Raw genomic sequence first — 25079 nt, 5'->3', positions numbered from 1 at the left:
AATTCGGGCTATTCTGCGAGTCCCCGTGCCGTTCAGGAGCCGGGTGTGGAGCAGGAAAACCCTATGATCACCAGCAAATTACCGAACGTTGGCACCACCATTTTCACCGTGATGTCCCAGCTTGCCGCTGATACCGGGGCAATCAATCTGTCCCAGGGTTTTCCCGATTTCGACGGGCCCGAAGCGCTGCGTGAAGCCCTCTGTCGTCACACCATGGACGGCCACAACCAGTACGCACCGATGGCCGGCCTGCCGGCATTGCGCGAGCAGGTCGCGGCCAAGATCGCCCGCTCCTATGGCCGTCAGGTCAATCTCGACAGCGAAGTCACCATTACCCCCGGTGCCACCCATGGCATCTTCTGTGCGATCCAGACCGTGGTGCGTGCCGGTGACGAAGTCATTGTCTTCGACCCAAGCTATGACAGCTACGAGCCATCCGTCGAACTGGCCGGTGGCCGCTGCGTACACGTACAGCTCAAGGACGGTGAATTCTCCATTGACTGGGAGAAGCTGTCCGCTGCGCTGAGCCCGCGCACTCGCATGATCATCATCAACACCCCACACAATCCCAGCGGCGCCCTGATCAGCCGGGGCGAGCTGGACCAACTGGCGGCGTTGATCCGTGACCGCGACATCTATCTGGTCAGCGACGAAGTCTACGAACACCTGGTGTTCGACGGCGTGAAACACGCGAGCGTGCTGGGTCATGACGAGCTGTACCAGCGTGCATTCGTGGTCAGCTCGTTCGGCAAGACCTATCACGTCACCGGCTGGAAAACCGGCTACGTGGTGGCGCCACCGGCGCTCACCGCCGAAATGCGCAAGATTCACCAGTTCGTCGGCTTCTGCGGCGTGACCCCGTTGCAATGGGCGCTGGCCGATTTCATGGCCGCCTGCCCGCAGCATGTCGAGGAACTGCCGGCGTTCTATCAGGCCAAGCGCGATTTCTTCTGTGATCGTCTGGAGTCGTCGCGTTTCACCTTCACCCGTGCCGCTGGCACCTATTTCCAGCTGGTGGATTATTCGCAGATCCGTCCCGACCTGAACGATATCGAGATGTCGCTGTGGATGACCCGCGAGCATGGCGTGGCGAGCATCCCGCCGTCTGTGTTCTATCAGAATCCGCCCGAAGGCCAGCGCCTGATTCGGCTGTGCTTCCCCAAGCGTGAGGAGACGTTGCGTCTGGCAGCGGAGAAACTATGCGCGATCTGAGTCAACTGCCCAACCTGAACCTTGCCCTGGTGCAGACCACATTGGTCTGGCACGACGCCAAGGCCAACCATGCGCATTTCGAAGAGCTGCTGGAGCAGGCGCGCGGCGCCGATCTGGTGATTCTGCCGGAGATGTTCACCACCGGTTTCTCCATGGATTCCGAGACCCTGGCCGAGCCGGAAAACGGTGTGACCAGCAAATGGCTGCTGGCCCAGGCCAAGCGTCTGAATGCCGTGGTGACGGGCAGCGTGATCGTCCGCGCCGCCGATGGCAGCCACCGCAACCGCCTGCTTTGGGCGCGCCCGGATGGCGAGTTGCTGCACTACGACAAGCGTCACCTGTTCCGCATGGCAGGCGAGCATGAGCATTACAGCCCTGGCGAGCGTCAGGTGCAGTTCGAACTCAACGGCTGGCGGATTCGTCCGCTGATCTGCTACGACCTGCGTTTCCCGGTCTGGAGCCGTGGAGTACAGGACACCGATCTGCTGCTGTACACCGCCAACTGGCCGGGCGCTCGCCGTCAGCACTGGAATCGTCTGCTGCCAGCGCGGGCCATCGAGAACCTCTGCTACGTCGCGGCGGTCAATCGGGTTGGCACTGACGGCAAGGGCTTTGCCTACACCGGGGACAGCCAGGTCGTGGACTTTCAGGGGGAGAGCCTGCTCAACATCGGCGAGGCTGACGGTGTGTTCCAGATCAGCCTGTCGGCCGAAAGCCTGGCGGCGTACCGACAGAAATTCCCGGCATATCTCGACGCCGATACATTCGAGATACACTAAGTTCATAGAGTTTGCGGGGGCGCCGGTCGATAGCCTTGTACCAGAACAGGAGACCGGTATGACTACCATCAACGCATCTTCATTGAACTCGTACGCCAGCAGCTTCACCGTCGCGGTCAAAAAAGACGCCACGGTGAGCACCGACGACAGCGACACGTCGACCAGCACCGCCGCCTCGACCTCCACCTCAGCCAGCGGCGCGGCAGGTGGTGCTGCAGCGGCGGGCGGCGCAGGCGGCAACTCCAGCACTTCCAGCGAAAGCGAACAGGCGATCGAGAAGCTGGAGCAGCAGATCAAGGAAACCGAAAAGCGTCTGCAAGAGCAGGAACAGCAACTGGCCGCGGCTCAAGCGGGTAGCGGCTCGAAAGACGAAAAGTCGCAGCAGGTCATGGCCATTCAGGGCCAGATTTCCACGACCTCCGCGACCCTGGCCACCCAGGAAGCGGCGCTGGCGCAACTGCAGAAGTCCGGCAGCATCAACACCACCGCCTGATTCACTGATCCGAAACTCACGCTCCATGACTGCGGTCGTGGGGCGTTTGCGTGCGCGCCTGACAGATGGACTTCAGTTCTTTGTAAGCCAGCCGATACAAGGTGCACTTAACAGGAGTTCATCATGACAACGATCAATGTCGGTTCCTTGAGCGCGTACTCCAGCACTTTTACGGCTGGCTTCAAGAATGACGAGTCCACCAAAAGCGAGGCAGTGACGGCCAGCGCCAACCTGAGCGGGGCAGTGCCTGAGAGCAAATCCTCCACGGTGGGCAGCACCACTCGTGAGCAGATGATCAAGCAGTTGCAGGAGCAGATCAAAGAAGTGCAGAAGACACTTCAGGAGCAGCAGAAGCGTCTGGCGGCAGTACAGCACAGCAAGCTGTCAGAGCAGGAAAAGGCTCAACAGGCAGCGGCTATCTCTCAGCAGATTGCCAACACCACTTCGCAGTTGATGGCGTTGCAGGCATCGCTGCTGGAACTGATGAAAGGCACGGTCAACACCACGGCCTGACATAAAAAAGCCCCGACAGATTCGGGGCTTTTTTATGGGTGGTGCGCGAACCCCTTGTAGGAGTTGGTTTGTCCTGCGAGCGGCTGCGCAGCAGTCGTAAAGTCGTTAAACGGTGTGTGTCAGGTAAAACACATACACAGGATTTACGACGACTCCGTCGCCGCTCGCAGGGCAAGCCAGCTCCTACAGGTGCAGGCAGCTGGCGTCATCCTGCGCTTAGTATCAGGCGGCTTTTGCTGCCTCGTCCGCTTGCAGCAGGCCACGGTTCAGGGCGCTGAAGAGCGCCTTGAAGCTGGCGGTGGTGATGTTTTCGTCGATACCGACGCCGTGCACCGCACGATCACCGTTCACCCGCAGTTCGATGTAGGCAGCGGCCTTGGCCGTGGTGCCTGCGCCGATGGCGTGCTCGTTGTAGTCCATGATCTCCGCCTGAACTGGCAGGCCGGCGACCAGTGCTTCCAGCGCGCCGTTGCCCTTGCCGCGCCAGTGCAGGTTGCTCTCGCCGTCACCCTTGCCGGTGACTTCGACTTCCACGGCGCTGTGGCCGTTTTCTTCCTGCAGACGGTGGCTGACCAGTGCGTACGGCTTGTTGGCTTGCAGATATTCACGCTTGAACAGCGAGTAGATCTGCTGCGCGGTCATTTCCAGGCCCAGACGGTCGGTTTCGCCCTGAACCACCTGGCTGAATTCGATCTGCATGCGGCGTGGCAGGGAGATGCCGTATTCCTGTTCCAGCAGATAGGTGATGCCGCCCTTGCCGGACTGGCTGTTGACGCGGATGACCGCCTCGTAGCTGCGGCCGATGTCGGCCGGATCGATCGGCAGATAAGGCACTTCCCACAGCGCGTCGGCTTTCTGCTGGGTGAAGCCCTTGCGGATGGCGTCCTGGTGCGAGCCGGAGAACGCGGTGTGGACCAGGTCGCCAACGTACGGATGGCGTGGGTGCACCGGAATCTGGTTGCACTCTTCGACGACCTTGCGCACGCCGTCGATGTCGGAGAAGTCCAGTTGCGGGTCCAGACCCTGGGTGTACATGTTCAGGGCCACGGTCACCAGGTCAACGTTACCGGTACGTTCGCCGTTGCCGAACAGGCAGCCTTCGACGCGGTCGGCGCCAGCCATCAGGCCCAGTTCGGTCGCGGCAACACCGGTGCCACGGTCGTTGTGGGTGTGCAGGCTGATGATCACGCTGTCACGACGAGTGATGTTGCGGCAGAACCATTCGATCTGGTCGGCGTAGACGTTCGGGGTGGCAACTTCAACGGTGGCCGGCAGGTTGAGGATCACTTTGTTCTGCGGGGTGGCGTTCCACACTTCGATGACGGCGTCGCAGACTTCCTTGGCGAACTCCATCTCGGTAGCGCTGAAGGTTTCCGGCGAGTATTCGAACTGCCACTGAGTCTCAGGCTGCTGGGCGGCGTATTTGACGAACAGCTTGGCCGCATTGACCGCGATTTCCTTCACGCCGGCCTGGTCCTGATTGAACACGATACGGCGGAACGACGGGGATGTGGCGTTGTACAGGTGGACGATGGCCTTCTTGGCGCCGCGCAGCGATTCGAAGGTGCGCGCGATCAGGTCTTCACGGGCCTGGGTCAGCACCTGAATGGTGGTGTCATCCGGGATGTGGCCGTCTTCGATCAGGGTGCGGACGAAGTCGAAGTCGGTCTGCGAAGCCGAAGGGAAGGCCGCTTCGATTTCCTTGACGCCTACCTGCACCAGGGTTTTCCAGAAGCGCAGTTTCTTGACCGAATCCATTGGCTCGATCAACGACTGGTTACCGTCACGCAGGTCGGACGAGCACCAGATCGGCGCCGCAGTGATGGTCTGGGAAGGCCAGGTGCGGTCAGGCAGATCGATGGTCGGAAACGGACGGTACTTCTTCGATGGATCTTTGAGCATGGTCATGTGACGAATCCTTTTTGTACTCAGGGCCGAGAACAGGCGGCCAACCGGTTGATGCGAGAGGCGGGGTCGAGGCAGCGCGATTCAGCCTGGCAGTCGTGCGCTGACGAGCCTGAGGCAACGGTGCTGACGCAGCAGAATGAGGGTGTGAGAGGTTTTCATGTGTCCAACCGTAACCAATGAGGTGAAAGCTGGCAAGCAGTTGGAAAAATTTGAGAGAAGATTTCGAAAAATGTCGAAGGCCGAGATTTTTCAGCGGTGTGCTCGCTTCAATCGATTATTTATTGCTGAGCGGTTTTGTCTCACGCAATCCGTGGCGTGCGGTTCGTTTTCCTGTAGGCGCTGGCGTGTCCTGCAAGCGGCGGGGAATCCGTCGTAAATCCTGTGTATGCGTTTCGTCTGATCCAGCGCATTTACCGGTTTTACGACTGCTCCGCAGCCGGTCGCAGGGCAAGCCAGCTCCTACAGGTTTGCGTCAAGGCTGGAATGCGTTGATAAAGATCGCGGGATCGACCCGCGCGTCGTTGAGGCTGACGTTCCAGTGCATGTGCGGCCCGGTGGCGCGGCCTGTCGAGCCGACGCGACCTACCACGCCGCCGCGCGGCACCGCGTCGCCGACTTTCACGTCGATCTTCGACATGTGGCAGAACATGCTGATGAAACCCTGGCCATGGTCGACGAACACGGTGTTGCCGTTGAAGAAGTAGTTACCGATCAGGATGACCTTGCCGGCGGCCGGCGACTTGATCGGTGTACCCGCCGGCACTGCGAAGTCGAGGCCCGCGTGGGGATTGCGCTCTTCGCCATTGAAGAAACGACGCACACCGAACTTGCTCGACAGCGGGCCGTCGACGGGTTTGTCCAGCAGAAGATTGCTCGGAGTGCCGGGGCTGAAACTGCGATAGGCGCGGACCTGCACGTCGAGTTCCTGCTCGATGCGTTTCAAATCGTCCGGGTTCGGATTGACCTGGCGCTGGTTCTTCAGGGTGATGTGCTGTTCCGGATATTTCTTGCTGCTTACGGTAAACGGCAGGTTGCGTCCACCGCTGTTCACCTGCTGTGAAGTGCCGGGTTTGACGCTCAGCGGAATGCCGACAATCGCCAGCCAGCGCGCATCCTGATCGTTGACCACCAGCACCGGCTTGCCTTGAAAAGTGGCTTTGGGCGCTTGTGCGGCCGGGCCGAGGTCGACCACCGCCACACCGCCGGGCACCGGCTTGTTGAGCAGGCGCGAAATATAGCTGTCGGCGTAGGCCGGCAGAGACAGGCACAGGGCTAGCGCGGCGCTGGCCAGTGAGCGTGAGATAAAAGGCAGCATCGGTCAGTCCAGAAGTGAAAGGGTGACAGGCGTCAGGTGATTGTCTTCGACACGAACTTGCAGTTCGCCTTCGCCAAGCTTTGCCGTCAGGCGCTGGCCGGTCTGCGTCTGTTCGGCGGAGCGAATGGCCTTGCCGCGCTCGTCCAGCAGAATGCTGTAGCCACGGCCCAGGGTCGCCAGCGGGCTGACCACGTTGAGCGTCTGCACCTGGCTTTGCAGCTGCAGGCGACGGGTTTTGAGGTTTTCCTTGATCGCCCGTGGCAGGCGCTCGGCGAGCACCTCCAGGCGCTGACGCAGGAACGCCAGCGTGCGTCCGGGGTGTTGGGCAGCCAGGCGACTTTGCAGATGGCTCATGCGCAACTGGCGTTTGTGCATCTGTTGTTCAAAAGCGCGGCGCAGGCGCATGTCCAGATCGTCCAGACGCTGCGCACGCTGACGCAGGCGTTCACCGGGATGACGGAGGCGCCGTGAGATGCCGTCCAGGCGCAGTTGCTCGCGCATCAGCCGGTCACGCATGCGAGTGATCAGGCGGCGCTGCAGGTTCTCCACGCGGCGGTGCAGATCACTGGAGTCGGGGGCCAGCAACTCGGCTGCCGCGGAGGGCGTCGGTGCGCGCACGTCGGCGACGAAGTCACTGATCGATACGTCGGTTTCATGGCCCACTGCGCTGACAATCGGCGTCACGCAGGCATCGATGGCGCGCGCCACGGCTTCTTCGTTGAAGCACCAGAGGTCTTCCAGCGAGCCGCCGCCACGGGCCAGGATCAGCGCATCGAAGCCGCGTGCGTCGGCCAGCTTGAGGGCGCGCACGATCTGTGCGATGGCTTCACGGCCTTGCACGGCGGTGGGGATCAGCGTCAGTTCAACCTGTGGCGCGCGGCGCCGGAACACGCTGATGATGTCGCGGATCACCGCGCCAGTCGGCGAACTGATGATCCCGATCCGCTTGGGATGCTGTGGCAGTGCGACCTTGCGTTCGGTGCTGAACAGACCTTCGGCGCCGAGTTTTTCCTTGAGCGCGTCAAAGGCCAGACGCAACGCGCCATCACCGGCCGGTTCGACGGTGTCGAGGATCAACTGATAGTCGCCGCGGCCCTCGAACAGCGAAACCTTGCCGCGAACCTTGACCGCCAGACCATCCTTCAACGCCTGTCGGACCCGTGCCGCATTGCTGCGGAACAACGCGCAACGCACTTGGGCACCGCTGTCTTTGAGGGTGAAATAGACATGGCCGGATGCCGGGCGCGACAGGTTGGAAATCTCGCCCTCGACCCAGATGCTGGAGAAAACGTCTTCCAGCAGCACACGGGCACGGCCGTTGAGCTGGCTGACAGTGAGGACTTCCCGGTCGAGGCCGAGTCTGGCGAAGGGGTCTTTGATCATGGCGGGCATGATAAAGGCATTGGGGGCCGTCTGTCCTGCGCTGACATTTGCCTCGCTCCGTCGATGACATGTCATGGCAACGGTCTGTGGGAGCGAATTCATTCGCGATGCGATGTGCCAGGCAATGCCTTGGTGTCGGCTGGAATGCCCATCGCGAATGAATTCGCTCCCACAGGGTTTCAATGTCGGGTATCGAGTATGCTGTCGCGCGCTTTGCCGCCCCATCGCCCATCCATGGAGGAAACATGCTCGCCGCGCTTGCCGATGTATCGACCGCGTTCAACCAGTTGGGCCTCACGCCGCTCGACTGGCTCTTTATAGAAGGCGGTGTGATCGCTGCTTATCTGGTGTTCGCCATCGCCGGTTTTGGCACCGCACTGGTCGCCGGTCCCGTGCTGATTCACTTCATGCCGCTGTCCAGAATCATTCCGCTGTTGGTGATGCTGGATTTTCTCGCGGCATTCAGCCATTTCCTGCCGTCGCGACAGGCGGTGGTGCGGGGAGAACTGCTGCGCATGGTGCCGTGCATGGCGGTGGGTTGCACAATGGGCGTGCTGTTCCTGCTCAATCTCAAGTCCGACGTGCTGTTGCTGCTGATGGGGCTGTTTCTGATCGGCTACTCGCTGTACAGCCTCGCGGTGAAAGTGCGCCCGACCCAGCTTTCGGCGCTGTGGTCGGTGCCGATGGGCACGGTCGGTGGCCTGTTCGGGGCGCTGTTCGGCAGTGGCGGTTTTCTCTACGCGATCTATCTGAACGGCCGTCTGACTGACAAACAGCAGGCCCGTGCCACGCAGAATGCGCTGATCAGCTGCAGCACCATCGTGCGCCTGAGCCTGTTCGTGATCACCGGGGTCTATGCGCAGCTTTCCCTGCTGGTATTGGCAGTCTGCATTTTGCCGGCGATGATCGTCGGTTCGTGGGTGGGACGCCGGTTGGTGATGCGCCTGTCGCGGGAGATGTTTGTGCGGCTGGTGACCTGGATGGTGCTGATCAGTGGCATCACGTTGATCGGTCGCTACCTCGCTGGCTGACGGCCATACTTGACGTGGGCGCCGCCGGTATTAAGCTGCCGCCCCCCGATTCAACCTCAGCGACAGGCCGCCATGAACACGCAAAGCATCATCGTCCCGCAAATCTCCAGCTTTCCCGGCCACGAGCTGAAGGCGCGGGCGATCCTGCGCTGGCTGGTGAAGCTGGAAGTGGTGGAAGAGTCGATGACCACCTGCGGCCGCAGTTTCAATCGCATGGCCTATGCCATCGGCCCCGGCGCCCGGCGCTTCGTCGAAAATCCCGATGCGCTGCCGTATGGCAAGCCGGTCAACGGCCTGGAAATTGTGCTCAAGCGCTGCATCTATACACCGCAGCAGGGCTTCAAGGAGGAGGCCGGTTGCCCGGAATGCCGTCGCGAAATCGGCGAAGCGCTGTTCGACAGCCTTGAAGAATGGATGCCGCGGCACACCGACAATTTCATGTGTCCGGAATGCCGTTTTGAAGATGACATCAACGGCTTTCTGTTTCTTGATCCGTGCGGTTTTTCCAACCTGGGCTTCATTTTCAACGACTGGCTGGATGCCGGCTTCAAAGCTTCCTTTCTGGAAGAGTTCGCCGAGCGCCTTGATCGCAAGGTGTCGTGGGTCAAGGTGCGTCTGTAAGGCGCTGATTTCGCGATAGCGGGTGACTATAGCCATCATTATCAAATTGGCTGATCTTTACGTTGAGCAGAGGTGGGTGTCTGGGTATAATGGCGCGCTTCCATTTTCCCGCTCGGGAGCCCAGCGATGCTGCGTATCAGCCAAGAAGCCCTTACATTCGACGATATTCTCCTTGTGCCCGGTTATTCCGAGGTGCTTCCCAACGAAGTCAGTCTGAAAACCCGATTGACTCGTGGCATCGAACTGAACATCCCCCTCGTCTCTGCCGCCATGGACACCGTCACTGAAGCCCGTCTGGCCATCGCCATGGCTCAGGAAGGCGGCATCGGCATCATCCACAAGAACATGACCATCGAGCAGCAGGCTGCCGAAGTGCGCAAGGTCAAGAAGTTCGAAGCCGGTGTGGTGAAAGACCCGATCACCATCGAGGCGGATGCCAGCGTACGTGACCTGTTCGAACTGACTCGTCTGCACAACATCTCCGGCGTGCCAGTGCTGCATGATGGCGAACTGGTCGGCATCGTCACTTCCCGTGACGTGCGCTTCGAAAACCGTCTGGACGTGCCTGTCCGCGAAGTGATGACGCCGAAAGAGCGTCTGGTCACCGTCCGCGAAGGCGCGAACAAGAACGAAGTCCGCGAGCTGCTGCACAAGCACCGTCTGGAAAAAGTCCTGATCGTCGACGACAAGTTCGCGCTCAAGGGCATGATGACCGTCAAGGACATCGAAAAAGCCAAGGCTTACCCGCTGGCGAGCAAGGACGACCAGGGTCGTCTGCGCGTCGGCGCTGCGGTCGGCACCGGTAAAGACACCGGCGACCGCGTCAGTGCTCTGGTGGCTGCCGGCGTTGACGTCATCGTCGTCGACACCGCTCACGGCCACTCCAAGGGCGTGATCGACCGCGTTCGTTGGGTCAAGCAGAACTTCCCTGATGTGCAGGTGATCGGCGGCAACATCGCCACCGGTGAAGCAGCCCGTGCACTGGTCGAAGCTGGCGCTGATGGCGTCAAGGTCGGTATCGGCCCAGGCTCTATCTGCACCACCCGTATCGTTGCCGGTGTCGGCGTGCCGCAAATCAGCGCCGTCGCCAACGTGGCAGCTGCACTGGAAGGCACCGACGTTCCCCTGATCGCTGACGGCGGCATCCGTTTCTCCGGTGACCTGTCCAAGGCCATCGTGGCCGGTGCCTACAGCGTGATGATGGGTTCGATGTTCGCCGGTACCGAAGAAGCACCGGGTGAGATCGAACTGTTCCAGGGCCGTTCCTACAAGGCTTACCGCGGCATGGGTTCGCTGGGTGCGATGTCGCAGGCGCAAGGTTCGTCCGACCGCTACTTCCAGGACTCGTCCGCTGGTGCCGAGAAACTGGTGCCGGAAGGTATCGAAGGCCGTGTGGCGTACAAGGGCTCGCTGTCCGCCATTATCCACCAGTTGATGGGCGGCCTGCGTTCTTCCATGGGTTACACCGGCAGCGCCAACATCCAGGAAATGCGCACCAAGCCTGAATTCGTGCGCATCACCGGTGCCGGCATGGCTGAATCCCACGTCCACGACGTGCAGATCACCAAGGAAGCGCCGAACTATCGCGTAGGTTGATCCGAAATACGCCTGTCACCGCAGGCGTCTTTCGAGAATTTAGTAGCGGGGCTGTTCATTACAGCCCCGTCTTGTTTCTGATTTTCGACGAGAAGACCCCATGGCCCTCGACATCCACGCCCACCGCATCCTGATCCTCGACTTCGGTTCCCAGTACACCCAACTGATCGCCCGCCGCGTGCGTGAGATCGGTGTGTACTGCGAACTGCATCCGTTCGACATGGACGATGAAGCGATTCGTGAATTCAACCCGCGCGGGATCATCCTCGCCGGCGGCCCCGAGTCGGTTCACGAAGCCAACAGCCCGCGTGCTCCACAAGCGGTGTTCGACCTGAACGTTCCGCTGCTGGGCATCTGCTACGGCATGCAGACCATGGCCGAACAGATGGGCGGCAAGGTCGAAGGCTCCAACCTGCGCGAGTTCGGCTACGCCCGCGTTGACGTGGTCGGCAAGAGCCGCCTGCTTGACGGCATCGAAGACCATGTCGATGACGACGGCGTACTGGGCCTGGACGTGTGGATGAGCCACGGCGACAAGGTCACCCGCATGCCGGGCAACTTCAACATCCTGGCCAGCACCCCGAGCTGCCCGATCGCCGGCATGTTCGATGACGCGCGCGGCTATTACGGCGTGCAGTTCCACCCGGAAGTGACCCACACCAAGCAGGGCGGTCGCATCCTTTCCCGTTTCGTTCAGGACATCTGCGGCTGTGAAGCCCTGTGGACCCCGTCCAACATCGTTGAAGACGCTATTGCCCAAGTCCGCGAGCAAGTCGGTTCGGCAAACGTCCTGCTCGGCCTGTCCGGCGGCGTCGACTCCTCCGTGGTTGCCGCGCTGCTGCACCGCGCCATCGGTGACCAACTGACCTGCGTCTTCGTCGACAACGGCCTGCTGCGCCTGCACGAAGGCGACCAGGTGATGGCCATGTTCAAGGAGAACATGGGCGTCAAAGTGATCCGTGCCGACGCCGAGAAGCAATTCCTCGACAACCTGGAAGGCGAAGCCGACCCGGAGAAGAAGCGCAAGATCATCGGCCGTACCTTCATCGACGTGTTCGATGCCGAAGCCAGCAAGCTGGACAACATCCAGTTCCTCGCTCAGGGCACCATCTACCCGGACGTGATCGAATCGGCTGGCGCGAAGAGCGGCAAGGCCCACGTGATCAAGTCCCACCACAACGTCGGCGGCCTGCCGGAGGAAATGAACCTCAAGCTGGTCGAGCCACTGCGTGAACTGTTCAAGGACGAAGTGCGCAAGATCGGTCTGGAACTGGGCCTGCCGTACGACATGGTCTACCGCCACCCGTTCCCGGGTCCGGGCTTGGGTGTGCGCATCCTTGGTGAAGTGAAGAAGGAATACGCCGACATCCTGCGTCGTGCCGACCACATCTTCATCGAAGAACTGCGCAAGGCCGACTGGTACCACAAGACCAGCCAGGCATTCGTGGTGTTCCAGCCGGTGAAATCGGTCGGCGTCGTCGGCGACGGTCGTCGCTACGCCTGGGTCGTTGCCCTGCGTGCCGTCGAAACCGTGGACTTCATGACCGCGCGTTGGGCACACCTGCCCTACGAACTGCTGGAAACCGTCAGCGGCCGTATCATCAACGAAATCGACGGCATCTCCCGCGTCACCTACGACGTGTCGAGCAAGCCGCCGGCGACGATTGAGTGGGAATGATCCCGGAATATTGCCGCGGGCTCGCCTGAGTCCTCGGCTGTTCTGATATGAAGCCGGATGATGTCTCGATGAGGCGCATCCGGCTTCGTCGTTTGGGGCTCGGTATTCCGGCCGGATTCGCTGAATCGGTTACCGAATGTGTAGCGCCTAACCCCATCGCTTAAATTTCCTCAAATGCGGGTGTATCGTATCCGCCCCTCGCAAAGTCTCTCATCAAGCGCTTTGTTTCATTCTGGCTTTCACACAGGTGCCGTGGCTGATGTCTTTCACCCGTCGACAATTTATCGGAGGTCTGGCCGGTCTTGCCATGGTCGGGCTGGGCGCGGGCGGTGCTTCGCGTTATTGGCTGGGCCGGACCGGGCCGGGTGAGGGGCATGACTATGAGTTGATCGCAGCGCCCCTGGATGTCGAGCTGGTTGCCGGGCATCAGACGCCGGCCTGGGCTTTTGGCGGTACGGCGCCGGGTACCGAATTGCGGGTGCGTCAGGGCGACTGGCTGCGGGTGCGCTTCATCAACCATCTGCCGGTGGAAACCACCATTCATTGGCATGGCATCCGCCTGCCACTGGAAATGGACGGCGTGCCTTACGTGTCGCAGTTGCCGGTCAAGCCGGGCGAGTATTTCGATTACAAGTTCCGTGTGCCGGATGCCGGCAGCTACTGGTATCACCCGCACGTCAGCAGCAGCGAAGAACTGGGTCGCGGGCTGGTCGGGCCGCTGATTGTCGAAGAACGCGAGCCCACCGGTTTCCTTCATGAGCGTACGGTCAGCCTGAAGAGCTGGCATGTGGACGAGCAGGGTGCTTTCACCGATTTCAGTGTGGTGCGTGAGGCGGCGCGGGAAGGCACGGCGGGACGCCTGTCGACCATCAATGGCGTGCCGCAGGGCGTGGTCGAGCTGCCAGCGGGGCAGATTACTCGCGTGCGGATTCTCAATCTCGACAACACCGTGACCTATCGTCTCAACCTCCCGGATGCCGAGGCGATGATCTATGCGTTGGACGGCAATCCGGTCAAGCCGCGTCCGCTGGGCAAGGATTACTGGCTGGGGCCGGGGATGCGTATCTGTCTGGCGATCAAGGCGCCTGCGGCGGGTGAAGAGCTGTCGCTGCGCAATGGCCCTGTACGGTTGGGTACGTTCCGTTCGGTCGCCAGCAACGAGGCCCCCGGCGAATGGCCGCCCGAGCTGCCGGCCAACCCGGTGGCCGAGCCGGATCTGGCCAATGCCGAGAAGCTCAACTTCAACTTTGAATGGGTCGGTTCGATGTCGGTCAACGTCGATAACGGCAAGCCGCCGAGCCTGTGGCAGATCAACGGCCAGGCTTGGGACATCACTGACAAGACCTGTGCCGACCGGCCGATTGCCAGGCTGGAGAAGGGCAAGAGTTATATCTTCGAACTGAAGAACATGACCCAGTATCAGCACCCGATTCACTTGCACGGCATGAGCTTCAAGGTCATCGCTTCCAACCGCAAGGAGGTGATTCCGTATTTCACCGACACTTATCTGCTGGGTCGCAATGAGCGCGCGCGGGTGGCGCTGGTGGCGGATAATCCCGGCACATGGATGTTTCACTGCCATGTGATCGATCATATGGAAACCGGCCTGATGGCCGCCATCGAGGTGTCGTGATGCGTCAGCCGCCAATCATCGATCGCAGCCGCGATCAGCATTTCATGCGCGAAGCGCTGGCGCTGGCTGCCGAAGGCGCTGCCCTGGGGGAGGTGCCGGTCGGCGCGGTGCTGGTGCAGGATGGCGTCATCATCGGTCGGGGTTACAACTGTCCCATCAGCGGTAGCGACCCTAGCGCCCATGCCGAGATGGTCGCCATCCGCGCCGCTGCCCAGGCGGCGAGCAACTATCGTCTGCCCGGCAGCACGCTGTACGTCACCCTGGAGCCCTGCAGCATGTGCGCCGGCTTGATCGTGCATTCGCGGGTCAGCCGCGTGGTGTATGGGGCCACCGAGCCGAAGGCCGGCGTGGTGCAAAGTCAAGGACAGTTCTTCACTCAGCCATTTCTCAACCATCGTGTGCTGTTCGAGGGCGGTGTGCTGGGTGAGGAGTGCGGGACGATGTTGAGCGAGTTTTTCAGGATGAGAAGGGCGAAGGGCTGAGGAGGGGGGGCCGTAGGAGTGAGCTTGCTCGCGATCGCGATCGATCAATCACATCGTCATTCCTGAACGTGCGCCATCGCGAGCAAGCTCACTCCTACAAAAAGCAAAGGCCTTGCGTTACATCGGCGCCTTGTCGGTCGGCGGCTTGGTCTTGTCCACGCCCGGCACGTGCAGATTGCCTTCGGCCATCTGACTGCCTTCCAGCTGCGGCTGAGTCACCCACGTCAGAATGTCGTAATAGCGGCGGATGTTGGCCACGAAGCTCACCGGTTCGCCACCACGGGCGTAACCGTAGCGGGTCTTGCTGTAGTACTTCTTCTGCGACAGGCGCGGCAGCATCTTTTTCACGTCCAGCCACTTGTTCGGATTCAGGCCTTCGTTTTCGGCCATCTTGCGCGCATCGTCGAGGTGCCCGGTGCCGATGTTGTAGGACGCCAGCGCCAGCCAGGTGCGGTCCGGTTCCTTGATCGAGTCATCGAGCTGATCCTTCACGTAGGCAAAATACTTGGCGCCGCCCTGAATGCTTTGCTTCGCATCCAGCCGGTTGGACACACCCATGGCCTGCGCCGTGCTCTGGGTCAGCATCATCAGGCCGCGCACACCGGTTTTCGAGGTGACGCTCGGCTGCCACAGTGATTCCTGATAACCGATGGCGGCCAGCAGGCGCCAGTCCACCTGTTCTTCCTTGGCCGACGCCTGGAAATGTTTCTCGTATTTGGGCAGGCGCTCCTGCAGATGCTGGGCGAAGGTATAGGCACCCACATAGCCCAATACGTCGACATGCCCGTAGTAGCGGTCTTTCAGCCGCTGCAGCATGCCGTTCTTCTGCATCTTGTCGAGGAAGGCGTTGATCTCGTTGAGCAGGCTGTTGTCGTCCCCCAGGGCCACGGCCCAGCGCTGGTCACGGCCGTCGCCGAGATCGAAACCGACCCGCACGTTGGGGAAGTACACCTGGTTCATTGCCAGTTCGTTGGAGTCCACCAGCGTCAGGTCGATCTGGCCTTCGTCGACCATGCGCAGCAGATCGACCACTTCGACCTGATCGGACTCTTCGTAGTTGATGCCGGGATACTTGGCCTTCAGCGCCTTCAACTGTTCGGCGTGGCTGCTGCCTTCGAGCACGACGATGCGTTTGCCGACCAGATCGGCAGGTTCGGTCGGGCGAGACTGGCCGTTGCGGTAGATCACCTGCGGGGTGACTTCCAGATACGAATGTGAGAAGCGCACCTGTTTGGTACGGCTTTCGGTGCTGACCAGGCCGGCTGCCGCCAGCACCGGACCGCCGGGTTTGTTCATCTGGTTGAACAGGTCGTCGAGGTTGTCGGCGGTTTCGATCTTCAGCTCTACGCCCAGATCGTCGGCGAAACGCTTGACCAGTTCGTACTCGAAACCGGTTTCACCGTTGCGATCCTGGAAGTAGGTGGCCGGGCTGTTGCGAGTAATGACGCGCAGGACGCCATCCTCCTTGACTCGTTCCAGTGTGTTGGGTTTTTCAACACAGGCACCGAGCAGCAGGAAGATTCCGGTTGCGATGAGCCACTTGGCGCAGCGTGGGCGGAAATCTGATCGAGAAAACATCGGTGCAGTATACGCAAAGGAACCCGACCGCCATATCTCGACAGTAAGGAGCGCGTCTGATAGAGCAGTCGGTTTTTTTCCCTAAATGTGTAGTCCATCGTCTATCACCGACATTCGGGTGCGTTTATGCCGGTGCTGACGGGTGCCGAAAGTGGCGGTTTAGGCTAGAATGCACGGCCTCAAAGCACACCCCCTTCCCCGAGGCTGTCCCGACGATGTTGATCCTGCGTGGTGCTCCCGCCCTTTCCGCCTTCCGCCACAAGAAATTGCTTGCACAGCTGACCGACAAGGTCTCGGCTGTCAGTGGCCTGTACGCTGAATTCGCCCACTTCGCGGAGGTCAATGGCGTTCTGACCGAAGACGAGCAACAAGTGCTTGCCCGTCTGCTGAAATACGGCCCGAGCGTGCCGGTTCAAGAGCCTCGTGGTCGTCTGTTCCTGGTGCTGCCGCGTTTCGGCACCATCTCGCCGTGGTCGAGCAAGGCCACCGACATTGCCCGCAACTGCGCCCTGACCAAGATCCAGCGTCTTGAGCGCGGCATTGCCTTTTATGTGGAAGGCCAGTTCAGCGATGCCGAAGCGCAGCTGATCAGCGACAGCCTGCACGACCGCATGACCCAACTGGTGCTGGGCGCGCTGGAGGAGGCCGCCGGCCTGTTCAGTCACGCCGAGCCGAAACCGCTGACCGCGGTCGACGTGCTGGGTGGTGGCCGCGCCGCGCTGGAAAAAGCCAACGTCGAACTGGGCCTGGCCCTGGCCGAAGACGAGATCGACTACCTGGTCAACGCCTTCACGGGCTTGAAGCGCAACCCGCACGACATCGAACTGATGATGTTCGCCCAGGCCAACTCCGAGCACTGCCGTCACAAGATCTTCAACGCCAGTTGGGACATCGACGGCGAGAGCCAGGAAAAAAGCCTGTTCGGCATGATCAAGAACACCTATCAGATGCACAGCGAAGGTGTCCTGTCGGCTTACAAGGACAACGCCTCGGTGATCGTCGGCCACACCGCCGGCCGGTTCTTCCCGAACCCTGAAACCCGCCAGTACGGCGCGGTGCAGGAGCCGGTGCACATCCTGATGAAGGTCGAGACCCACAACCACCCGACCGCCATTGCGCCGTTCCCGGGTGCATCGACCGGCTCCGGCGGCGAGATCCGCGACGAAGGTGCGACCGGTCGTGGCGCCAAGCCGAAGGCCGGCCTGACCGGTTTCACCGTTTCCAACCTGAACATCCCGGGTTTCGAGCAGCCTTGGGAAAAGCCGTACGGCAAGCCTGAGCGCATCGTCACCCCGCTGGACATCATGATCGAAGGCCCGCTGGGCGGCGCCGCGTTCAACAACGAATTCGGTCGTCCGGCCCTGACCGGCTATTTCCGTACCTTTGAACAGTCGATCACCACCCCGCGTGGCGACGAGGTTCGTGGCTACCACAAGCCGATCATGCTGGCAGGCGGCATGGGCAACATCCGTGAAGAACACGTGCAGAAAGGCGAGATCACCGTCGGCGCCAAGCTGATCGTGCTCGGCGGCCCGGCCATGCTGATCGGCCTGGGCGGCGGTGCCGCTTCGTCGATGGCCACCGGTGCCAGCTCGGCGGATCTGGACTTCGCTTCCGTTCAGCGTGAAAACCCTGAAATGGAACGCCGCTGCCAGGAGGTCATCGACCGCTGCTGGCAGTTGGGCGACAAGAACCCGATCGCCTTCATCCATGACGTCGGTGCCGGCGGCATTTCCAACGCCTTCCCGGAACTGGTCAATGACGGTGGCCGTGGCGGTCGCTTCGAGCTGCGCAATGTGCCCAACGATGAGCCGGGCATGGCGCCTCACGAGATCTGGAGCAACGAGTCCCAAGAGCGCTACGTGCTGGCGGTCAGCGCCGTCGACTTCGAGCGTTTCCAGGCGATCTGCGAACGCGAGCGTTGCCCGTTCGCCGTGGTGGGTGAAGCCACTGCAGAGCCGCAACTGACCGTGACCGACAGCCACTTCGGCAACACGCCGGTCGACATGCCGCTGGAAGTCCTGCTCGGCAAGCCGCCGCGCATGCACCGTTCGGCCAATCGCGAAGCGGAGCTGGGCGACGATTTCGACCCGACCACCCTGGACATCGAAGACAGCGTTCAGCGCGTGCTGCGTCATCCGGCCGTCGCCAGCAAGAGCTTCCTGATCACCATCGGCGACCGCACCATCACCGGTCTGGTCAACCGCGACCAGATGGTCGGCCCGTGGCAGGTCCCGGTGGCCGACGTTGCCGTCACCGCCACCAGCTTCGATGTCTACACCGGCGAATCCATGGCCATGGGCGAGCGTACGCCGCTGGCGCTGCTGGATGCTCCGGCGTCGGGCCGCATGGCCATCGGCGAGACGCTGACCAACCTGGCGGCCTCGCGCATCGAGAAGATTTCCGACATCAAACTGTCGGCCAACTGGATGTCCGCTGCCGGTCACCCGGGTGAAGACGCGCGTCTGTACGACACCGTGAAAGCGGTCGGCATGGAACTGTGCCCTGAGCTGGGCATCACCATTCCGGTGGGCAAGGACTCCATGTCCATGAAAACCCGCTGGAGCGATGAAGGTGCCGAGAAGACCGTCACCTCGCCGCTGTCGCTGATCGTCACCGGTTTCGCGCCGGTGACCGACATTCGCAAGACCCTGACCCCGCAACTGCGCATGGACAAGGGCGAGACCGATCTGATTCTGATCGACCTCGGCCGTGGCCAGAACCGCATGGGCGCGTCGATCCTCGCGCAGACCCACGGCCTGCTGGGCAAGGCTGCTCCGGACGTCGACGACGCTGAAGACCTGAAGGCGTTCTTCGCCGTGATCCAGGGCCTCAACGCCGACGGTCACCTGCTGGCCTACCACGACCGTTCCGACGGCGGCCTGCTGACCACTGCGCTGGAAATGGCGTTCGCCGGCCACTGCGGTCTGAACCTGGAACTCGACACCCTGACCGGCAAGCGTGAAAAAGCTGCGGCCATCCTGTTCAACGAAGAACTGGGTGCGGTGATTCAGGTGCGTCAGGACGCGACTCCGGTCGTACTGGCGCAATTCAGCGCTGCCGGCCTGGGCGAAGACTGCGTCGCCGTGATCGGCAAGCCGGTCAACAACGCCGAAGTGGTGATCAGCCTGAACGGCGAAGAGCTGTTCAAGGGCGACCGTCGTCTGCTGCAACGCCAGTGGGCAGAGACCAGCTACCAGATCCAGCGTCTGCGTGACAACGCCGACTGCGCCGATCAGGAATTCGATGCACTGTTGGAAGAAGACAACCCGGGCCTGAGCGTCAAGCTGGGCTACGACGTCAACGACAACATCGCTGCGCCGTACATCAAGAAGGGCGTACGCCCGCAAGTGGCGGTGCTGCGTGAGCAGGGCGTCAACGGTCAGGTGGAAATGGCGGCGGCGTTCGACCGTGCCGGCTTCGCGTCGGTCGACGTGCACATGAGCGACATCCTCGCCGGTCGTGTCGACCTGAACGAGTTCAAGGGTCTGGTCGCTTGCGGCGGCTTCTCCTACGGTGACGTACTGGGTGCCGGTGAAGGCTGGGCCAAGTCGGCACTGTTCAACAGCCGTGCCCGCGATGCCTTCCAGGGTTTCTTCGCCCGTAGCGACAGCTTCGCGCTCGGTGTGTGCAACGGTTGCCAGATGATGTCCAACCTCAGCGAACTGATTCCGGGCAGCGAGTTCTGGCCGCACTTCGTGCGCAACCGCTCCGAGCAGTTCGAGGCGCGTGTGGCAATGGTGGAAATCCAGAAGTCGGCGTCGATCTTCCTGCAAGGCATGGCCGGTTCGCGCATGCCGATCGCCATCGCCCACGGTGAAGGCCATGCGGAGTTCAAGAGCCCTGAGGCGCTGCTGGAAACCGATGTGTCCGGCACCGTTGCCATGCGCTTCGTCGACAACCACGGCAAGGTCACCGAAAACTACCCGGCCAACCCGAACGGCTCGCCGCGCGGTATCACCGGCCTGACCACCCGCGACGGTCGCGTCACCATCATGATGCCGCACCCTGAGCGTGTGTTCCGCGCCGTGAACAACTCGTGGCGTCCGGATGAGTGGAGCGAAGACGGCGCGTGGATGCGGATGTTTCGGAACGCTCGCGTCTGGGTGAATTGATAGAGGATGTACAAACTCGCCTTCTTCGTGCCGCTGAGCCATGTGGAGCAGGTCAAAAGCGCAGTGTTCGCCGCCGGTGCGGGGCGAATCGGTGCCTATGACTGCTGCGCCTGGCAGGTGCTCGGTCAAGGCCAGTTTCGCCCGTTGGACGGCAGCCAGCCGTTCATTGGGCAGACCGGCGAGATCGAGCAGGTGCAAGAGTGGAAGGTCGAGCTGGTCGTCGCCGATGAGCTGATCCGCGAGGCGGTGGCTGCCCTGAAAAGCAGCCATCCCTATGAAACGCCAGCTTATGAAGTGTGGAAGCTGGAGGAATTCTGATCGGCTGATGCGTTGGGCGCGATTGTTGTAGGAGCTGGCTTGTTCTGCGACCGGCTGCGTAGCAGTCGTAAACCCAGTGAACGCGGTGTATCAGAAAGACCGTGTCTGCCGGGCTTGCTGCCGCTTCGCGGCAGGTCGCAGGACAAGTCAGCTCCTACAGTTTCAGCTCGCTTTGACCATCCCCCGCAACACCTCGCTCAACCCCTGAGCACCGTCCCCCACCAACACATGCCACACGCCATTGCCCAGGTTTCTGAAACCCTGGCAACCCAGCGCTTCCAGTTGCTGAGTCGCTGGCTGCTGGCCGTCTTTCAACTGAACCCGCAGGCGGGTCATGGCTACGCATTCCACCTCGGCCAGCGCCTTGCCGCCGAGTGCCTGCAGCCACTGTTGCGCCTGAATGGCATCAACGTTGATAGCGGCCGTCTGCGGCTGATCGACCGAAGCGACGCTACTCGCCGCATGGGGCAGTGCATTGCGCAGTTCATCGGCCAGACTGTCGGCCATCGGCCCCACCACCACTTGCAGACTGCCGCCATTGCCCGGGCGGACCACCGCCATCGCTCCGAGGGTCTTCAACTCGGCGTCCTGCGCCTTGTTGCGGTCGGCCAGTTGCAGACGCAGGCGCGTGGTGCAGGCATCGATGGCCAGCAGATTCGCTGCGCCGCCGAGTGCCTTGATATAAGCGCCGGCGCGATCACTCTGAGCCACCTGCGCAGAACTGCTGGCGACCTGTTCACGTCCCGGCGTCTTCAGGTTGAAGCGTTTGATGCACTGATCGAACACCACGTAGTAGACCAGCGCGTAGACCAGCCCCAGCGGGAACACTCGCCAGCCGTTGGTGGATTTGCCCCAGCCCAGCGCCATGTCGATTGCGCCGCCGGAAAAGGTGAAACCCAGATGGATGTTCAGCAGGTTGGCCAGGGCCATCGACAGACCGGTGAGCAGCGCATGCAGGACATACAGCAACGGCGCGAGAAACATGAAGGCGAATTCGATGGGCTCGGTCACGCCGGTCAGCGCCGAGGTCAGCGCCATCGACAGCAGAATCCCGCCGATCAACTTGCGCTGGTCCGGTAGGGCATTGCGGTACATCGCCAGACACGCCGCCGGCAGGCCGAAGATCATCATCGGGAACATGCCGGTCATGAACTGCCCGGCCTGCGGGTCGCCGGCGAAATAGCGCGCCAGATCACCCGTGACCACACGCCCGGTTTCCGGATCGCTGAAGCTGCCGAAGACGAACCACACCAGGTTGTTGAGGATGTGGTGCAGGCCGGTGACGATGAGCACGCGGTTGAGCACGCCGAAGAAAAACGCGCCGATGCTGCCGCTTTCCAGCATCAACTGGCCGAGGCTGTTGATGCCCTGCTGCACCGGTGGCCAGATCCAGCCGAACAGCAGTCCCAGCACCACCGCTGACAGCCCGGTGACAATCGGCACGAAGCGGCGCCCCCCAAAGAACGCCAGATACTCGGGCAGGGCAATGTCCTTGAAGCGGTTATACATGGCGCCGCCGAGCAGGCCGCTGATGATCCCGGCGAGCATGCCCATGTCGATGTGCGCGTCGAGCACTTTCAGGGTCGAGGTCATCACCAGATAACCGATGGCGCCAGCGAGGCCCGCGGTGCCGTTGTTGTCACGGGCGAAACCGACGGCGATGCCGATGGCGAAGATCAGCGCCAGGTTGCTGAAGATCGCGTTGCCTGCCGAGTGAATGATCGCGATGTCGAGCAGGTCAGTGTCGCCCAGGCGCAGCAACAGGCCGGCAATCGGCAGAATCGCGATGGGCAGCATCAGGGCACGCCCCAGCCGTTGCAGGCCTTCGATGAAGTGTTGATACACGGCGTCTCTCCTTGATCCAGTCGTTGTTGTTATTCAGGCGCTGACGGGGCGGGGCTGCATTTGTGTCTGCCAGGTGGTGCAGGCTGCGCGAACATCGGCGGCGCTGCCCAAGGTGAGCAGGTGCTGGGCGAGGGCCTGACACTGGCGCACATCCAGTTCGCGCACGCCGGCCTTGATCTCGGCAATCTGTGGCGGGCTCACCGACAACTCGCGTACGCCCAGGCCGATCAGTGCGGCGCTGGCCAAGGGCTCCGACGCCAGTGCGCCACAGACACCGACCCAACGGCTGTGCTTCTCTGCGGCGGAGCAGGTCATGGCGATCAGCCGCAGCAGCGCCGGGTGCAAGGCATCGACCCGCCCGGCCAGACCGGGATGGTCGCGGTCCATGGCCAGCGTGTATTGCGACAGGTCGTTGGTGCCAATGGAGAGAAAGTCCGCGTGCTCGGCAAGTTGATCCGCGAGCAGGGCAGCGGAGGGCACTTCGATCATCACCCCGAGCTGCGGCCGCTCACTCACGCCCAGTTCAGTCGCCAGTTGCTCGATGCGCTCACGCACCGCCAACAGTTCGCCGACCTCGCTGATCATCGGCAGCAGAATCCGGCAGCGGCTCAGCGGCTTGATCTGCAACAGCGCCCGCAATTGTTCGTCGAGCAGTTCCGGACGGGCCTGGCCGAGACGGATGCCGCGCAGCCCCAGCACCGGGTTGGCTTCAGCCGGCAGCGGCAGGTAGGCCAGTTGCTTGTCGCCGCCGATGTCGATGGTGCGGACGATCACCGGCCTGTCGGGCATGGCATCGAGCACGCCTTGATAGGCGCTCAACTGCTCGGTTTCGCTCGGCGCGTCGTCGCGGTCAACGAAGAGAAACTCGGTGCGCAGCAGGCCCACGGCATCGGCGCCGTTGTCCCGGGCGTTTTCCGTGTCGTAGCGGGATGCCACGTTGGCCGCGACTTCGACGGTGACGCCATCCAGGGTGAGGGCTGGCGCATGCCGGTGTTCAAGCTGACGCTGATGTTGCGCCAGACGCTGCCGGGTCAGCGTTTGTACCTGGGCGAGGCGGGTGGCGTCCGGTTTCAATTCCAGACGGCCATGGTCGGCGTCGATCACTACTGGCTGACCGAGTAAATCACTGCTGCTTTCCAGCAGTGCCGGCCCCATCGCCACCAGTAACGGAATCCCTCGGCTGCGCGCCAGAATCGCCACATGGGCGGTGGCGCCGCCAATGGCCGTGCAGATGCCGCCGACTTCGCAGCGGGCCAGCATCAGCAGATCGGACGGGGTCAGTTCGTGGGCGATGACAATGGCGCCCGCGGGCACCTGCAAGGCTCGGGTTTCGCCGAGCAACTGCACAAGCACCCGTTGCCGCAGGTCGCGCAGATCATTGGCGCGTTCTGCCAGCAGCAGATTGTCGAGGCTTTCCAGCAATTCGCACTGGGCCAGCACCGCCTGACTCCAGCCGTGGGCGGCGCTGTGGCCCTGATCGATGCTGTCGAACGCGGCGTCGAGCAGCGCCGGGTCTTCCAGCATCGCCAGATGGGTGGCGAAGATGGCCGACTGTTCATCGTACCCGCCGTGCTGCGCCCGATGAATATCGGTACGCACCTGAACCAGCGCTGCACTGAGTTGCTGCCGATGCTCGTCCGGCGCGTGCTGGCCGTTATCGGCTTCCAGTTCGATATTGCCCAGACGGAACAGTGGCCCGCTGACCAGACCCGGAGACGCAGTGATGCCCGCCAACACGCCGTCGGCAAGGCCGACAGGGCGTGGGCTGACTGGTTGTGTCATCGGTGCCGCGTGGGGTTTTTCCTCTGCCGACGGCGTGGACAACGCCTTGAGCAACGCCTGTAAGGCGACCTCGCTGTCATGGCCGAGGCAAATCACCTCCACCTCGTCATGTTCGCCGACACCCAGGCTCATCAGGCCGGTGACACTGTCGGTGGAAGCGCTGGCACCGGCGAAATGCAGTTCGGCCCGACTGGCGAATTGTCGCGCCGTTTGCCGCAACAGGGCCGCCGGCCGCGCATGCAGGCCGCCGTTGTGCGCCACCCGAATGCTGCCACGTGCTTCGTTGGCGGCAGCTTCCTGAACGATGTCGAGTGATGCGTCCGTCGTGACCGCAGACACCTGCAGCAGCGGCTCGCCGACGTTGATCGAACGCAGGCCGTTCACAGGGGCGATGCTGAATTGCTCGCCGTTGAGCAGCACCAGCACGCTGATCAGGCTGCGACTTTGCCGCGCCACCTTGTCGAGGTCGAAGCGCAACAGCGGCTGGCCTTCGCTGACCCGCTGACCTTCCTTGACCAGCGCCTCGAAACCGTCGCCATTGAGCGTCACCGTGTCGATGCCGACGTGCAGCAGCCATTCACTGCCGTTGTCCGCCCGCAGGTTGATGGCGTGGCGACTGCGCGCGACGTTGATCACCACCCCGGCACAGGGCGCGTGCAGCACCTCGTCCAGTGGGTCGATGGCGATACCGTCGCCCATGGCGCCACCGGCGAACACCGGGTCGGGCACGTCCGCGAGGAGGAGAATGGGACCACTGAAAGGGGCGCTGAGCGTCATCTGTTTATTGTTATGCATGA

General features: G+C 62.0%; 18 protein-coding genes. 12 read left to right on the top strand and 6 right to left on the bottom strand.

Annotated features, from left to right (window positions below; translation table 11 throughout):
- The first annotated feature begins 63 nt into the window (after positions 1–63).
- The 4 genes from ACIPL0_RS18805 (at position 64) to ACIPL0_RS18790 (ending at position 2997) form a co-directional block, all read left to right on the top strand.
- Positions 64–1212, top strand: coding sequence for a pyridoxal phosphate-dependent aminotransferase (locus ACIPL0_RS18805; protein ID WP_400598050.1), 1149 nt, complete (start codon positions 64–66; stop codon positions 1210–1212).
- Entirely contained in the window at positions 1200–1991 is a 792-nt protein-coding gene (locus ACIPL0_RS18800; RefSeq protein ID WP_400598052.1) for an amidohydrolase, read from the top strand. The genes ACIPL0_RS18805 and ACIPL0_RS18800 overlap by 13 nt, the downstream gene beginning before the upstream one ends.
- Before the next feature lie 58 nt (positions 1992–2049).
- Positions 2050–2484 (top strand): hypothetical protein, encoded by a 435-nt coding sequence (locus ACIPL0_RS18795; RefSeq protein ID WP_400598055.1) that lies wholly within the window; start codon positions 2050–2052, stop codon positions 2482–2484.
- Positions 2485–2607: 123 nt separating this feature from the next.
- Positions 2608–2997, top strand: a complete 390-nt coding sequence (locus ACIPL0_RS18790; protein ID WP_400598057.1) for a hypothetical protein — start codon at positions 2608–2610, stop codon at positions 2995–2997.
- A 222-nt stretch (positions 2998–3219) separates the two neighbouring features.
- Here ACIPL0_RS18790 and leuA read toward each other — a convergent pair whose 3' ends face one another.
- The 3 genes from leuA to xseA all read right to left on the bottom strand — a co-directional run bounded on the left by leuA (position 3220) and on the right by xseA (position 7603).
- Positions 3220–4905 (bottom strand): 2-isopropylmalate synthase, encoded by a 1686-nt coding sequence (leuA, locus tag ACIPL0_RS18785; RefSeq protein WP_400598059.1) that lies wholly within the window; start codon positions 4903–4905, stop codon positions 3220–3222.
- A 472-nt stretch (positions 4906–5377) separates the two neighbouring features.
- A complete protein-coding gene (locus ACIPL0_RS18780; protein WP_400598061.1) occupies positions 5378–6220 on the bottom strand; it encodes a peptidoglycan DD-metalloendopeptidase family protein in 843 nt (280 codons plus the stop codon).
- Between the two features lie 3 nt (positions 6221–6223).
- Positions 6224–7603: an exodeoxyribonuclease VII large subunit gene (gene xseA / locus ACIPL0_RS18775; RefSeq protein ID WP_400598149.1), complete on the bottom strand. Its 1380-nt coding sequence runs from the start codon at positions 7601–7603 to the stop codon at positions 6224–6226.
- Between the two features lie 245 nt (positions 7604–7848).
- On the opposite strand from xseA, the gene ACIPL0_RS18770 reads away from it, so the two are divergent.
- The 6 genes from ACIPL0_RS18770 (at position 7849) to tadA (ending at position 14644) form a co-directional block, all read left to right on the top strand.
- Positions 7849–8634, top strand: a complete 786-nt coding sequence (locus ACIPL0_RS18770; protein ID WP_400598063.1) for a sulfite exporter TauE/SafE family protein — start codon at positions 7849–7851, stop codon at positions 8632–8634.
- Between the two features lie 72 nt (positions 8635–8706).
- Entirely contained in the window at positions 8707–9255 is a 549-nt protein-coding gene (locus ACIPL0_RS18765) for a sugar ABC transporter ATPase (protein ID WP_400598065.1), read from the top strand.
- A 126-nt stretch (positions 9256–9381) separates the two neighbouring features.
- The gene (guaB, locus tag ACIPL0_RS18760) at positions 9382–10851 is read left to right on the top strand and encodes an IMP dehydrogenase (protein ID WP_400598067.1); all 1470 of its coding nucleotides are present in this window, start codon (positions 9382–9384) and stop codon (positions 10849–10851) included.
- Positions 10852–10951: 100 nt separating this feature from the next.
- Positions 10952–12529, top strand: a complete 1578-nt coding sequence (guaA, locus tag ACIPL0_RS18755; RefSeq protein ID WP_400598069.1) for a glutamine-hydrolyzing GMP synthase — start codon at positions 10952–10954, stop codon at positions 12527–12529.
- Between the two features lie 259 nt (positions 12530–12788).
- Complete coding sequence (locus ACIPL0_RS18750) at positions 12789–14162, top strand: multicopper oxidase family protein (RefSeq protein ID WP_400598071.1); 1374 nt, start codon at positions 12789–12791, stop codon at positions 14160–14162.
- The gene (tadA, locus tag ACIPL0_RS18745) at positions 14162–14644 is read left to right on the top strand and encodes a tRNA adenosine(34) deaminase TadA (RefSeq protein WP_400598073.1); all 483 of its coding nucleotides are present in this window, start codon (positions 14162–14164) and stop codon (positions 14642–14644) included. Before ACIPL0_RS18750 ends, tadA begins: the two co-directional genes overlap by 1 nt.
- 117 nt (positions 14645–14761) lie before the next feature.
- Here the strand turns inward: tadA and mltF are convergent, their stop codons facing one another.
- Positions 14762–16222 carry a membrane-bound lytic murein transglycosylase MltF gene (gene mltF / locus ACIPL0_RS18740; protein ID WP_400598074.1) on the bottom strand — a complete coding sequence of 487 codons (1461 nt, stop codon included), beginning with the start codon at positions 16220–16222 and terminating at the stop codon, positions 14762–14764.
- 215 nt (positions 16223–16437) lie between these two features.
- On the opposite strand from mltF, the gene purL reads away from it, so the two are divergent.
- Entirely contained in the window at positions 16438–20337 is a 3900-nt protein-coding gene (gene purL, locus ACIPL0_RS18735; RefSeq protein WP_400598076.1) for a phosphoribosylformylglycinamidine synthase, read from the top strand.
- A 6-nt stretch (positions 20338–20343) separates the two neighbouring features.
- Positions 20344–20655 (top strand): NGG1p interacting factor NIF3, encoded by a 312-nt coding sequence (locus tag ACIPL0_RS18730; protein WP_400598078.1) that lies wholly within the window; start codon positions 20344–20346, stop codon positions 20653–20655.
- A 162-nt stretch (positions 20656–20817) separates the two neighbouring features.
- Here ACIPL0_RS18730 and nagE read toward each other — a convergent pair whose 3' ends face one another.
- Together nagE and ptsP are read right to left on the bottom strand one after the other, a co-directional pair.
- Positions 20818–22452, bottom strand: a complete 1635-nt coding sequence (gene nagE / locus ACIPL0_RS18725) for an N-acetylglucosamine-specific PTS transporter subunit IIBC (RefSeq protein WP_400598151.1) — start codon at positions 22450–22452, stop codon at positions 20818–20820.
- A gap of 81 nt (positions 22453–22533) precedes the next feature.
- Entirely contained in the window at positions 22534–25077 is a 2544-nt protein-coding gene (gene ptsP, locus ACIPL0_RS18720; RefSeq protein WP_400598081.1) for a phosphoenolpyruvate--protein phosphotransferase, read from the bottom strand.
- Positions 25078–25079: the final 2 nt, after the last annotated feature.

It is taken from the genome of Pseudomonas sp. NPDC090208 (genome assembly GCF_044746785.1).
GTDB lineage: Bacteria > Pseudomonadota > Gammaproteobacteria > Pseudomonadales > Pseudomonadaceae > Aquipseudomonas.
The sequence above is the reverse complement of the archived record's forward strand: the minus strand, read 5'-3'. Positions and strand labels throughout refer to the sequence as shown.